Consider the following 12,910-nt stretch of genomic DNA (forward strand, 5'->3'; position numbering starts at 1 on the left):
TGCGCCCCGATCCTGGGTACCGGGCTCCACCACGCGACGCTTGAGATCCGCGCCGCATTGCGAGCAGAACCGATCTTCGCGGGCAACACGCGTTGAACACGTGGGACACCTGGTCACGGCAGCCCCCATTCATCAATGAATTTACCGAAACAACCGATGCTTCCTGGCCTGATCATCGTCCCCTCCCGGACGTGAACCCGCGCAGCGAAAAAACAAGCCGTCAATCAAAGCAATGAATCTAACCAACCATTCGCGTGCCGACCGGGCTCGCGCAGAACCGATAGATGTATCCGGAGAAAATGCGGTCGGCGCACTTTATCCGGCGCGGGCCGCCGATCATCCCGCGGGGAGTAAAATCAATCCTGAAACAAACAACATGACACTACGCCCTACAACACTCGTCCTAGTAGCAATTGGTGGGCAGTATACGCGCCCCGCATAAATTGAAAAGTGAGGCAGTTCACAAAATCGAGGTTCAGGCGTGTGCCCATCCGCCCTTTCGTGCTCTTGGGAAAATCAGGCCGCTAGCCCAAAATGCCACCGGGCGCGGCTGTTGTGGCCAGGCGGAGCAAGCGGCCGCCTCGGCTCACCCCAACAGCGTATCCGCCAGCAGCTTCAGATTCAAAACCACGATGACGCCCGCGACGATCCACGCGATCGCAGCGACGTACGGGGAAATCGCGAACTTGCCCATCTTGCGGCGATCGGAGACGAAGCGGACCAGCGGGATGACGGCGAAGGGCAGCTGCATCGACAGCACGACCTGACTGAACACCAAGAGATCGGCCGTGCCGCGCTCGCCGTAGATCGCCGTGACGATGATCACCGGAATGATCGCGATGCCGCGCGTGAGCAGGCGGCGCGCCCAGCTTGGCAGGCGCAGATCGAGAAAACCCTCCATCACGATCTGGCCGGCAAGTGTCGCGGTCACCGTCGAGTTGAGGCCCGAGGCCAGCAGCGCGATGGCAAACAGCGTCGAGGCGATACCGAGGCCGAGCAGCGGTGACAAGAGCTCGAAAGCCTGGCCGATCTCGGCGACATCGGAATGGCCGCTCTTGTGGAAGGTTGCCGCGGCGACCACGAGGATCGCGGCGTTGATGAACAGCGCCAGCATCAGGGCGATGGTCGAGTCCGTCGTCGCCCATTTGATCGCCTCGCGCCGGCCGGTCTCGTTGCGCTCATAGGCGCGCGTCTGCACGATCGAGGAGTGCAGATAGAGATTATGCGGCATCACGGTGGCACCGATGATACCGATCGCGATGTAGAGCATCTCCGGATTGGTGAAGATCTCGCTCTTCGGCATGAAGCCATGCAGGACCTCCGCGACCGGCGGCGCCGCGGCCACGATCTGGACCGCGAAGCAAACCGCGATCACCGCGAGCAGCGCGATGACGAAGGCTTCCAGGAAACGGAAGCCGCGGTTCATCAATAGCAGCAGCAGGAAGGCATCGAGCGCGGCGATCAGCGCGCCGCCGATCAGGGGGATGCCGAACAGGAGCTTGAGCGCGATCGCCGTGCCGATGACCTCGGCGAGATCGCAGGCGATGATCGCCGCCTCGCAGGCGAGCCAGAGCAGGAAGTTCACCGCCGGCGAATAGGTCGCGCGGCAGGCCTGCGCGAGGTCGCGGTCCGTGACGATGCCGAGCCGCGCCGCCAGCGACTGGAGCAGGATCGCCATAAGGTTGGAGAGCAGGATGACCGAGAGCAGCGTGTAGCCGAACTTCGATCCGCCAGCGAGGTCGGTCGCCCAGTTGCCGGGATCCATGTAGCCGACCGAGACGAGATAGCCCGGACCGACGAAGGCGAGCAGCCGCCGCCACCACACCCCCGCCGTGGGGAGGGCGACGGAGGCATTCACCTCGGCCAGGCTTTTTGTGGTCGGCACGTCGGTGCGCCAGCCGGCGGCGTCGGTGGTTAAATCGGGCGATCGGGCATCCATGTGATCAGAATACCGAAGTCGAAGCTTATTGCAACTCATTTGCAACTGCATCTGGCCGCATCGGTTCCCGGCACGGACCTGTTTTGCCCCGGGCCTGTCGGGAAGCGGGTGGGTTTGGCCGGTCTCGGGCGCGGATACTGGCGCCAATCCGACTCTGCAGGAAATGAGCCATGTCAAATCCGCCTCGCCTCCCCGACACCTTCAGCCGCCTCGCCTGGTCCAATCTCGCGGCGCAATCGGCCGAGCAGATCGCGCTGGCCGCAGCCCCCATCGTCGCCGTGCTGACGCTCGGGGTCGCTGAAGGCCAGACCGGTCTATTGCAGATGGCGCTGACACTTCCGTTCGTGCTCTTCGCCATCCCGGCCGGCCTGCTCGCCGACCGCATCTCCCGCCGCGCGCTGATGGCGGGCGCCGAGGCGCTGCGGGCCGCAGCCCTCGCGGCGATCGTGCTGCTGCTCGCGCTCGGCGCCCTCAATCTGCCGCTGCTGGCCCTGCTCGGCTTCGCTGCCGTGTGCGGCACCGTCGTCTACAGCGTGGCCGCACCGGCCCTGGTGCCCTCGCTGGTGAGCTCGGACCTGTTGCCAGCCGCCAATGCCCGGATCGAGCTCGCGCGCACCATCGCCTTTGCCAGCGGGCCTGCGCTTGGTGGCGCGCTGGTCGGCTGGTGGGGCGCGAGCCTGGCTTTCGGCTTTGCCGCGGCGCTCTCGGCCATTGCCGTGGTGCTGCTCTCCGGCATCTACGAGCCCGCCCGCACGCCGGCGCCGCGGCGCCATCCGTTCCAGGACATCCGCGAAGGCGCAGCCTTCGTGTTTCACCATCCACTGCTCCGGCCGGTCTTCATCACCCAGTTCATCTTCAACACCGGCTGGTTCTTGCAGATCGCCGTGTTCGTGCCTTATGCCGTGCGCCATCTCGGGCTGACCGCCGCCGGCGTCGGCACGGTGCTGACGATGTACGGCGTCGGCATGGTGATCGGCGCGCTGCTCGCGACGCGCGTGATGCAGCGCGTCGCCTTCGGCACGGTTGTCGGCCTCGGCCCGGTCACCGGCTTCGCCGCCTCTTTGGTGATGGCGCTGACGGTGCTGGTCCCCTCGCCCTGGCTTGCGGCCTTAAGCTTCTTTCTGCTCGGCGTCGGGCCGATCCTGTGGGTGATCTCGACCACCACTCTGCGCCAGTCCGTGACGCCGCCGCGCCTGCTCGGCCGCGTCTCCGCCATCAACATCATGAGCTACGGCGCCCGCCCGCTCGGCTCGGCGCTGGGGGCAATCGTCGGCGGGCTCTGGAGCGCGGAGGCGTGCCTTTATCTCGCGGCGGCGGTGTTCGGCATGCAGGCGCTCGTGATCCTGCTGTCACCGGCCGCGTCACTCGACCGGCAGCCGGACATGGTGGGGGACGAAGTGGCGGTGAGGTGTTAGCTGCGTCGCGATTGCGGAAAGTGGCGCAGCATCCTCCTCGTCGTCCTGGCTTTCGCCAGGACGACGTAGGCGAGGAGTGATGCCTAACTCGCCAGATACCGCTCATAGCTCCCCGTCACCGGCTCGCTGGCGTCAACCTCCGGATCGAGCGTGTAGAGGTCCTGCGCGCGGCCGATGCCGCGCAGCGCGTAGCGGCCGGTGGAGACGAGATAGCGGCGGCCGGCGGCATCGAGCCCCTTGTAGAACTCCGCCGACGCCAACAGCTCGCGATCGACCGAGCGGCTCATCGAGGCGATGCGGCTGACCTCGTTCACCGTCGGACCCACCACCGTGAAATCGAGCCGATCCTCGCTGCCGATATTGCCGTAGAAGACCTCGCCGACATGCAGCCCGATATAAGCCGACGTGGTGGGACGGCCGTCCGCCTCCCGCCGCTTGTTCAGCGCTGCGACGTTCTGGCGGAACAGATGCTCGGCGCGGAGCGCAGCACGTCGCGCATGCGCCATGTCCTCGCCGATGAACATCGCGAGCACACCGTCACCGATCAGCTTCAGCACGTCGCCGCCGGCATCGTGGATCGCATCGATCACGGCCTGCGCATAGTCGTTGAGAAACGGGATGATCTCGTCGGGACCGATGCTCTCGCTGATCCCGGTCGAGCCGCGCAAATCCGAGTACCACAGCACTGCCTTGATGCGCTCGGTGACGCCGCGCGAGATGCGGCCGCCCAGCACCTGCTCGGAGGCGCCGCGGCCGAGATAGACGCGCCCGAGCGTGCGCGCGATATCGACCTGCTGCGCCGACTTGATCGCGAGCCCCAGCACCGGCACGAGATCGCGCAGGGACTCCAACTCGGCTTCGCTGAAGCCGCTGTCGCGGCGCGTGGTCCAGCAGGAATAGAGGCAATCCATCAGGCCGAGCGCGCCGTTCTCGCCGAAGCGGTGCACGAAGGCGAGATAATGCTTATGGCCCTTCTCGGCGAGTTCGCCGATCTGCGAAAAATCCAGCGACGGCGCGTCGGCGAGATCGATCACCATCTCGTCGTGGCCGTGCTCGAGCATGTGGAAGAACACCGAGCGGCGCCAGTGCTGGGCCGCGTCGCCCTCGGCGGTCGAGCCGTATTCGAACGCGTCGCTCTCGTTGCTCGCCCGGTCGCTCCAGCGGAAACCGCGGCCCTCATAGATCGGATGCAGCGTGTCGATGACGACGAGGGCGCGCGAGAGTTCCAGGCCCTCGGCGCGGCAGCGCTCGCAGAAGCCGCGGAGCAGTTCGTTTTCGGGCAGGCCCGTGAGCCCCTGGCCGGTCAGCCAGTTCATCAGCGCGAGGCGCGAGGTCAATTGCATGCGCCATTATGCCGTGCATTCGTGACGAGTGGAAGGCGCAAGCCTCGCGCGAGCCGTACAAGGCTCCCGTCCCCTGCAGGTCGAATATGCCGCGATCGCGGTTGACGCACTCGCTGCGCCGGCGGCAAATGCCGGCGATGATGACTTTGTCGGCCAGAATCGGAAGCACGCGCGGATGAGCCAGCGCCAGCTCCCGATCATCCTGGCGCTCGGCACCACGCAGACCCTGGCCTGGGCTTCCAGCTACTATCTGCCGGCCCTGCTCGCCGATCCCATGGCGCACGACCTTGGCGTCTCCTCCAACTGGATCTTCGGCGCGTTCTCGGCCTCGCTGGTGATCTCCGCGATGCTCGGCCCGCGGATCGGGCGGCAGATCGATCTCGTCGGCGGCCAGCAGGTGCTGTCGGCCTCGAACCTGACCATTGCCGCCGGCCTCGTGCTCCTTGGGTTGTCGCAATCCGTTCTGGTGATGGCGGTCGCCTGGCTCGTGCTCGGCATCGGCATGGCGATGGGGCTCTATGACGCCGCCTTCGCCGCGCTCGGCCGCATCTACGGCACCGAGGCGCGCAGGCCCATCACCGGCATCACGCTGATGGCGGGCTTCGCCTCCACCGTCGGCTGGCCGCTCACCGCCTGGGGCCTCGCCCATATCGGCTGGCGCGAGACCTGCTTTGCCTGGGCCGCCGCCAACATCCTGATCGGCCTGCCCCTCAACTTCTTCATGCTGCCGGCGATCAAGGGCGCCAAGCAGGCGGCGGCGACGGCCGCGAAGCCGCATGTGCCGCTCGACCGCACCATGATCCTGCTCGCCTTCGTCTTCGCCGCGGCCTGGACCGTCACCGGCGCGATGGCGGTGCATTTCCCGCGCATCGTGGAGGCAACCGGCGCGACCCATGTCGAGGCGATCGCGGCCGGCGCGCTGATCGGTCCGGCGCAAGTGCTCGCGCGCATCCTCGAAGCGAGCGTTCTGAGCCGCTTTCATCCGCTGTGGTCGACCCGGCTCGCCTGCGTGACCCATCCGATTGGAGCTGCCGTCGTCGCCATCTTCGGCGGCGCCGCGGCGAGCGCGTTCGCGTTGCTCCACGGCTCGGGCAACGGCATCCTGACGATCGCCCGCGGCACGCTGCCGCTGTCGATCTTCGGGCCGAAGGATTTCGGCTACCGCCTCGGCATCATCGGCGCGCCGGCGCGGATGGCACAGGCGGTGGCGCCACTGGCGTTCGGCCTGCTCATCGACGTCATGGGCGCCAAGGTGCTGATCGTCTCCTCCGCGCTGAGCCTCTCGGCGCTGGCGGCGCTGTTCCTGATCCGCGCCGAGCGCCGGCCCGATTGACCGCACCGCCGCTTTCGCGCACAAGCGGGCCATGACCGAAGACAACAGCCCGCCCCGCACATTCAAGGGCCTCCTGCGCTGGGCGACCACGCCGCCGCAGGCCTGGGTCGTCTATCTCCTTGCCGTCATGCTGGTGTGGCTGCTGTCGTTCTATGCCGGCACGCTGAAGCCGAAGAAGACGCCGGAGGCAAGTCCGCCCGCAGCGACTGCGCCACACAGCTAGGCCGGCTTCGCCTCGCTGGTCGCAATCCAGATTCCGGCGAAGACGGCGAGCAGCCCGACCAGGAGATTTGCCGTGATCGGCCCGCCGATCAGCAGCGCTGCCAGCAAGGTCGCGGCGATCGGATTGACCGTCATGGTATTGGCGACCCGGGTCGGCGTCGCCCGCGCCATGACCCAGAGGATGAAGGCGAGCGCGCCGCCGCCGGCACCGAGATAGATGCCGGCGATCCACTGCGCCGTCGTGAAGTGATCGAGCGCCGCAAAGCTGCCTTTCACGAGCCCCGCCAGCACCAGCACGACGGCGCCCGCGCCCATGCCGACCGTGAGAAAGCCGAGCGCGCTCGATCGCTGCATCAGCGGGCGCGACAACACGTTGTAGTGTGGCAACAAGCGGGTAGGAGAAGCTAGTCGTAGAACTCCGGAGCCATCTTCTGGCTGTCGCGCTGGGCCTTGTCGTGATTGATCCAGAGCTGCGCCTTCTCCCTGGAGAGCGTATCGGCGATCTTCTGCATCGAGGCCGCGCTCTGGTCCTTGTTGACGTTCATGCTGGGCACGCGGCGGTTATCCCAATTATCCCTAAAGTGCACGGCATCGCCGGACAGGATCACCGCACCGGTCTTCGGCAACTTCACCAGCAGCGACTGGTGTCCCGGCGTATGGCCAGGCGTCGACAGGATGGTCACGCTGCCGTCACCGAACACGTCCTTGTCGCCCGCGAGCTGCTCGACGGGATGCGAAGGCTTGAAGCGCGGCTCGTTGTTGGCGCCGGGCCAGTCATATTCGGCCTTCTGCACGTAGAGGACGGCCTGCGGGAACAGCTCGACATTGCCGGAGTGGTCGGGGTGGGTGTGCGAGACGGCCATCGCCTTGACGTCGTCGGGCTTGACGCCGAGCTGTTCGAGCTGGGCGGCAAGCGTCTTCGGCCGCCGCCAGGTCACGGCCTTGGGATCGGCGGGCACCAGCCCATTGGGCATGGCGGCGACGGAATCGGCGATGCCGGTGTCCCACAGGAACCAGCCCTTGGCATGCTTGACGAGATAGCAGCTGTCGACGAAGTCCATCGACTTGCCTTCGTTCAGACCGGGCGTCCAGCGCGAGATGTCGCCGGCGGTTCCCTCGCCGCAATTGAGGACGTAGAGCCTTTCGACGCCGGGCTTTTCCGATTGCGCCATCGCTGCATGACTGAACAAGGCGAGAGCGGCGGCGGCAAAAGCAAGCTTGATCCTGGACGTCATCCTTGGTCCTCCTTGGGAAGCGTTTGGGAAGCTACGACGGAGGATCAACCCCGGCCGCGCCGCAGAATTCCGGCCCCGCGGATCACGTCAGTGCGGGCAGGTCTCGACCTCGACCGTGACGTGGCTGAGGCCCTTCAGCCCGGCGAGCCGCTTCTTGTAGACGGCCGGCTGCTTCGGCTTGTCCGACACCACGGACACCAGCACGGCACAATGGCCGGGGCCGACCTGCCAGAGATGCAGGTCGGTGACGCGATCCTCGCCGACCTCCATGCGTGCCCGGATCACCCGCTCCAGCTTCTCGTCGGCGCGCACGTCGAGCAGCACCGCGCCAGAGCTCTTGATCAGGCCGAACGCCCAGCTCGCGATCACGACGCTGCCGATCAGGCCGACGGCCGGATCGGCCCAGACCCATCCCGAATACATCGCCACCGCGAGCGCGCCGATCGCGAGTAACGAGGTCGCGGCATCCGCCATGACGTGGACATAGGCGGCGCGGAGATTGTTGTCGTGATGACGATGGTGGTGATGGTCATGATCGTCGTGTTCATCATGCGCATGGCCGTGGTCATGGCCGTGATGGTGATGATCGTGGCTGCCGCGCAGCAGCCACGCGCTGGCGAGGTTGACGCAAAGACCGAGCGCCGCCACCGCGATCGCCTCGCCATAGACGATCGGCACCGGCGTGAAGAGCCGCAGCACGCTCTCATAGGCGATCTCGACCGCGATCAGCCCGAGGATGATCGCGCTGGAGAAGGCGGCGAGATCGCCGAACTTGCCGGTGCCGAAGGTGAAATGCGCATTGCCCAGGTGCCGGCGCGCGAAGCGGTAGGCGAACGCGGCAATGCCGAGCGCGGCTGCGTGCGTGCCCATGTGCCAGCCGTCGGCGAGCAGCGCCATCGAGCCGAACAGCGAGCCGGCGACGATCTCGCCGACCATCATGACCAGCGTCAGGACCACCACGAGCCAGGTGCGCCGCTCGTTCTCGTCGTGCTTCTCGCCCAGGAAAGCGTGGTCATGGGTCCATTGCTCGATGGAATGGGAATGCATCGGCTCAACTCTCCGGAAAACAGAATCCGCAAGGGGCCAATATAGGCCCCGGCAGCACATCTTTCTAACGCTCATTAGCGGCAAAACCGGCGGTTGACAGCTTGGCGCGGTTTCGTTGTAATGCGGCTCATGGGGATTTGAGCGATCTCCCCACGAGGCGACATGCCCAAGTATCGCGTCCCGTTTGGTTTATGCGAGGACGCATCATGTCTACATTCACGACCATATCATCCGATAAATTGGCGCGCCTGATCGGCACGGCCAACGCTCCTGTCCTGATCGACGTGCGCACCGAGGAGGACTTTGCCGCCGACCGGCGGCTGATCCCCGGCTCCATCAGGCTCAGCCACGAGAACGTTCCCGACTGGGGCGCCGCCTTCGCGGGCCGCTCCGTCATCGTCTCCTGCCTGCGCGGCGCCAAGCTTGCGCAGGGCACCGCGGCCTGGCTCCGCCAGCTTGGCGTTCAGGCCGAGACGCTCGACGGCGGTTTCGAGGGCTGGAAGGAGGCCAAGCTGCCGCTCCTCGACACCCGCAAGCTGCCGCCCCGCGACGCCAAGGGACGCACCGTCTGGGTGACCCGGGCGCGGCCGAAGGTCGACCGTATCGCCTGCCCCTGGCTGATCCGCCGCTTCGTCGATCCCAACGCGGTGTTCCTGTATGTGGCGCCGTCCGAAGTGGTCGCGGTCGGCGAGCGGTTCAATGCAGCCCCGTTCGACATCGAGAACGTGTTCTGGAGCCACCGCGGCGAGCTCTGCACCTTCGACGTCATGATCGAGGAGTTCGGGATTGCCACCCCGGCCCTGCTCCGGCTCGCAACGCTGGTGCGCGGCGCCGACACCGCGCGGCCTGATCTGGCGCCGGAGGCCCCCGGACTGCTCGCGGCGTCGCTCGGGCTGTCGCGGATGTATGACGACGACCTCGAACAGCTCGAGGCCGGCTTGCTGCTCTACGACGCCTTTTACCGCTGGTGCCGCGACGCCACGGCTGAGACCCACAACTGGCCGACCAACAAAGTGAAGGCGTAATGGATACCCGTAACGTTCAATCAGGAGCTGATGCCGGTCACGGCATCAGCTTCAATGAAGCTTTCCGCGTCTGGCTGCGCGTCGCCTGCCTGAGCTTTGGCGGGCCCGCGGGCCAGATCGCGGTGATGCACCGCATCCTGGTCGAAGAAAAGAAGTGGATCTCCGAAGGACGCTTCCTGCATGCGCTGAACTACTGCATGCTGCTGCCGGGGCCGGAGGCGCAGCAGCTTGCGACCTATGTCGGCTGGCTGATGCATCGCACCGCCGGCGGGCTGATGGCGGGCGGGCTCTTCATCCTGCCCGGCATCATCGCCATCATGGCCCTCAGCTACATCTACGCGGCTTTCGGCAATGTCAGCTTCGTCGAGGCGCTGTTCTTCGGCCTGAAGGCCGCCGTGCTCGCCGTCGTCGTCGAGGCCGTGGTGCGCGTCGGCAAGCGCGCGCTGAAGAACCGCATCATGATCGCGCTCGCGGCTATCGCCTTCGTCGCGATCTTCTTCTTCGCAGTCCCCTTCCCGATCATCATCATCGCCGCCGGCCTGATCGGATATATCGGCGCCAGACAGGGCCGTCCGGAATTTGCTCCGGCCGGTCACGGTCATCGCGGCAGCAGCGCCGTGATCGACAGCATGCTCGGCGACGCCGTGCCCGATCACATCAAACCCGACACCGGCCGCGCGATCCGCGTGGGCGCGCTGTGGCTTGCGCTGTGGCTGGTGCCGGTAATTGCCCTGCTCGCCGCGCTCGGCCAGGCCAACGTCTTCAGCCAGATCGCCCTGTTCTTCTCGAAGATGGCGCTGGTCACCTTCGGCGGCGCCTATGCGGTGCTGGCCTATGTCGCCCAGCAGGCGGTCGAGCACTATCACTGGCTGAAGCCGCACGAGATGCTCGACGGCCTCGGCATGGCCGAGACCACGCCGGGTCCGCTGATCATGGTGCTCCAGTTCGTGGGCTTCATGGCGGCCTATCGCGATCCAAGCGGCCTGTCGCCGATGCTGGCGGCAACGCTCGGCGGCCTGCTCGCGACCTGGGTCACCTTCACGCCCTGCTTCCTCTGGATCTTCGTCGGCGCCCCCTATATCGAGCGCCTGCGCGGCAACACCGGCCTTGCCGGCGCGCTCGGCGCGATCACTGCCGCCGTCGTCGGCGTGATCCTCAACCTCTCGATCTGGTTCGCGCTGCACACGCTGTTCCGCGAGACCGTACCGGTGCACGCCTTCCCGCTGAACTTCGACATGCCGGTGCTGACCAGCGTCGACATTCCAGCGCTCGTGCTGTCGGTCGCAGCCGCAACCGCGATCTTCCGCTTCAAGCTCGGCATGCTCACGGTGCTGGCGGGCAGTTGCGCCGCAGGCGTGGCGCTGCGGCTGGTGGGGGTGATCTAGGGCGTGTACGAGCAGCCTGGAAACGTCAAGGCATGAGCGACGCCGTGTAGGCGACCAGCGCGATCATGTCGTCGATGCCGAGGTTTTCAACAGCCGGTTTCATGACGTCGCTATTGGCGCCCTTCCGCGCGCCCGACTTGAAGTCGTAAAGCTGACGGAACATGTACGTGGGCGAACGGGCCGCAATCCCTGGCGCCACGGCAGTCCCTTTGAGGTCGGCACCATGACAGGCGGCGCACTGGACGCGGAGGTCGCTGCTCGCCGCCAACGCCCGCCCTTTCTCAATGCTGCCAACCGGGACATAGGCGATGAAACGAGCGCGCGAGTCCCGGCTGAGAAAGTGTTCCACGTTTTCCGGAATCTCGATGATGCGCTGGCCGATGGACTCTTTCTCGCCGCCGTCCATCGGCGCCAGGAACAAGTCCCTGACATGTGTCTTCGGCACGGTCTCGGTCTCTACGACCGCAATGTTGGATCTCGGCTTGATTGACGCAAAATAGTTCGCAGCCTCCTTGAGCTCCTGATCGGTGATGGCCTTGGACGTCTTGATCATCAGGTCGGTGGCGACGCGGGGCACCGAATTCTTGCGCAGGCCCGACTTGAACTCCACCGTTTGCTGGATGATGTATTCCGCGGAGAAGCCAAACAGGCTGGCATTCTCAGGGCCGCCCGGTCCGTCTGCCCGGTGGCAGACGCCGCACGCGAACACGTCAGGCGTTCTCCCCTTTGCGACGATCTCAGGCATCGCCGGATGGTCTTCCGGATGCCAGTCGGGCGCGGCGAACAGATCGCGCAGTTGCGTGAGCGTAAAACCGGCGGCGCTGTCGGGGACTCGCCGGATCGTGCCGTCGTCGGGGGCGCGTTGGAAATTCGGCGGGTTTACCGGATAGGCCCATGCGGGCGGGCCGTCCTGGCTTTGTGCAGGCGCACCCGCTGAAGCAAGCGACGTCAGCGAAAGGGCGAAAAGCGCTGAAGAAATCCTCATGGCCAAGACCTCCATGCGCATCGGCGGACCTGGACCTTCGAAGCCGACAGCGTGAAGATCGGCCGCTCGCGAGGCAGTGCCGCAGAAGTCTGCGGGCAGGCGTTCCTCCATCAGGCGTTCCGGGAAGCATTCAAGGGCCGGGGTAAGCTGGCGTCAATTGGGGATTTGGGTGCCTGGTCCGGTCTGGATCAAAAGCAGACTTCGACACGGGGCGCCTCGAAGGGTCGCTAAGGGCCAACAGCGGACCTGCCTCTCCGACCCGTTTCGGATCATCCGAGGCGGGTGGTTTCGTGGACCGCTCAAGCGCTCCTTACCGCTCAATCGCCATCCAGCGTCCGAGGGTTTTCATTTCAAGCGGAACCCAGCGCGATTTCGTCTCACAGGCGCGAGCGATTTCGAACCAGATGCGCGGCGTCTTCCGGGCGATAGAGATCGTGTTGGAAAGCTTCTGATGTGGCTTGACGGGCCGCGGACGCGGAATGGCTACGTCGCCGGCCATGAAACCGCACGCCAAGAGCACGCGATCCGCTTCGGGTTTGTCGATTACAGCGGCTTGCAACTGTTCCCTGAGATGATCGAATGTGATTGCGGTGAGGCGGATATCGGCGAAGACCGGGGTATGGCTCGAATAGTGCTGCAGTCCAAGCTCTCGGGCCTCGTTGAGCTCGCGGAGATCGAAGGCGCTGCCTTCCAACTCGGCATTCCCCCCACGTCGCTGGATTACGATATTGTCCAGGTCCCTCAATTTATACTCGTCTTCGTCAGCACAGAAATCAGCGGCCTGTGTGACGAAATCGAGCCGATTCTGCCAATGGGGCAACCAGAACTCTTCGACGAGCGGTCCACACCAGGCATCCTCCTTGATCGACGGTTCAAACAGCAGCGTCAACCGGCGTTCCTGCCGCCAATCAGCGTGCCATTGGTCTTCCGAAACGATTTCGACGTCTTTCATGCGGCGACCCCGGAGTTTTCTTATCGCAT

At 65.6% G+C, this 12,910-nt stretch carries 12 protein-coding genes; 5 read left to right on the plus strand and 7 right to left on the minus strand.

Features of this window, described 5'->3' with window-relative positions:
- Positions 1-586: 586 nt before the first annotated feature.
- Positions 587-1,939 carry an Nramp family divalent metal transporter gene (locus AAFG50_RS24110; RefSeq protein ID WP_011087805.1) on the minus strand — a complete coding sequence of 451 codons (1,353 nt, stop codon included), beginning with the start codon at positions 1,937-1,939 and terminating at the stop codon, positions 587-589.
- 170 nt (positions 1,940-2,109) lie between these two features.
- On the opposite strand from AAFG50_RS24110, the gene AAFG50_RS24115 reads away from it, so the two are divergent.
- Entirely contained in the window at positions 2,110-3,354 is a 1,245-nt protein-coding gene (locus tag AAFG50_RS24115; RefSeq protein ID WP_028171624.1) for an MFS transporter, read from the plus strand.
- Positions 3,355-3,437: 83 nt separating this feature from the next.
- Here the strand turns inward: AAFG50_RS24115 and AAFG50_RS24120 are convergent, their stop codons facing one another.
- Positions 3,438-4,697: an adenylate/guanylate cyclase domain-containing protein gene (locus tag AAFG50_RS24120; RefSeq protein WP_028171623.1), complete on the minus strand. Its 1,260-nt coding sequence runs from the start codon at positions 4,695-4,697 to the stop codon at positions 3,438-3,440.
- A gap of 175 nt (positions 4,698-4,872) precedes the next feature.
- Between AAFG50_RS24120 and AAFG50_RS24125 the strand changes: the two genes are divergently transcribed.
- Together AAFG50_RS24125 and AAFG50_RS24130 are read left to right on the plus strand one after the other, a co-directional pair.
- Positions 4,873-6,030 carry an MFS transporter gene (locus AAFG50_RS24125; protein WP_028171622.1) on the plus strand — a complete coding sequence of 386 codons (1,158 nt, stop codon included), beginning with the start codon at positions 4,873-4,875 and terminating at the stop codon, positions 6,028-6,030.
- Positions 6,031-6,061: 31 nt separating this feature from the next.
- Positions 6,062-6,253, plus strand: coding sequence for a hypothetical protein (locus tag AAFG50_RS24130; protein WP_028171621.1), 192 nt, complete (start codon positions 6,062-6,064; stop codon positions 6,251-6,253).
- Here AAFG50_RS24130 and AAFG50_RS24135 read toward each other — a convergent pair.
- From AAFG50_RS24135 to dmeF, 3 genes are all read right to left on the minus strand, one after another.
- Positions 6,250-6,606 carry an EamA family transporter gene (locus AAFG50_RS24135; RefSeq protein ID WP_231166497.1) on the minus strand — a complete coding sequence of 119 codons (357 nt, stop codon included), beginning with the start codon at positions 6,604-6,606 and terminating at the stop codon, positions 6,250-6,252. The genes AAFG50_RS24130 and AAFG50_RS24135 overlap by 4 nt on opposite strands.
- A gap of 50 nt (positions 6,607-6,656) precedes the next feature.
- The gene (locus tag AAFG50_RS24140; RefSeq protein WP_011087810.1) at positions 6,657-7,487 is read right to left on the minus strand and encodes an N-acyl homoserine lactonase family protein; all 831 of its coding nucleotides are present in this window, start codon (positions 7,485-7,487) and stop codon (positions 6,657-6,659) included.
- 87 nt (positions 7,488-7,574) lie between these two features.
- Positions 7,575-8,534 carry a CDF family Co(II)/Ni(II) efflux transporter DmeF gene (gene dmeF / locus AAFG50_RS24145; RefSeq protein WP_028171620.1) on the minus strand — a complete coding sequence of 320 codons (960 nt, stop codon included), beginning with the start codon at positions 8,532-8,534 and terminating at the stop codon, positions 7,575-7,577.
- A 206-nt stretch (positions 8,535-8,740) separates the two neighbouring features.
- On the opposite strand from dmeF, the gene AAFG50_RS24150 reads away from it, so the two are divergent.
- On the plus strand, positions 8,741-9,559 hold the full coding sequence (locus AAFG50_RS24150; protein WP_028171619.1) for a chromate resistance protein ChrB domain-containing protein: 819 nt from the start codon (positions 8,741-8,743) through the stop codon (positions 9,557-9,559).
- A complete protein-coding gene (gene chrA / locus AAFG50_RS24155) occupies positions 9,559-10,944 on the plus strand; it encodes a chromate efflux transporter (protein WP_028171618.1) in 1,386 nt (461 codons plus the stop codon). The genes AAFG50_RS24150 and chrA overlap by 1 nt, the downstream gene beginning before the upstream one ends.
- A gap of 25 nt (positions 10,945-10,969) precedes the next feature.
- Here chrA and AAFG50_RS24160 read toward each other — a convergent pair whose 3' ends face one another.
- Positions 10,970-12,040 carry a c-type cytochrome gene (locus AAFG50_RS24160; protein ID WP_074076892.1) on the minus strand — a complete coding sequence of 357 codons (1,071 nt, stop codon included), beginning with the start codon at positions 12,038-12,040 and terminating at the stop codon, positions 10,970-10,972.
- 199 nt (positions 12,041-12,239) lie between these two features.
- Positions 12,240-12,881: a hypothetical protein gene (locus AAFG50_RS24165; protein ID WP_028171616.1), complete on the minus strand. Its 642-nt coding sequence runs from the start codon at positions 12,879-12,881 to the stop codon at positions 12,240-12,242.
- Between the last annotated feature and the right edge of the window lie 29 nt (positions 12,882-12,910).

This window comes from Bradyrhizobium sp. B039 (genome assembly GCF_038965675.1).
Taxonomy (GTDB): domain Bacteria; phylum Pseudomonadota; class Alphaproteobacteria; order Rhizobiales; family Xanthobacteraceae; genus Bradyrhizobium; species Bradyrhizobium diazoefficiens.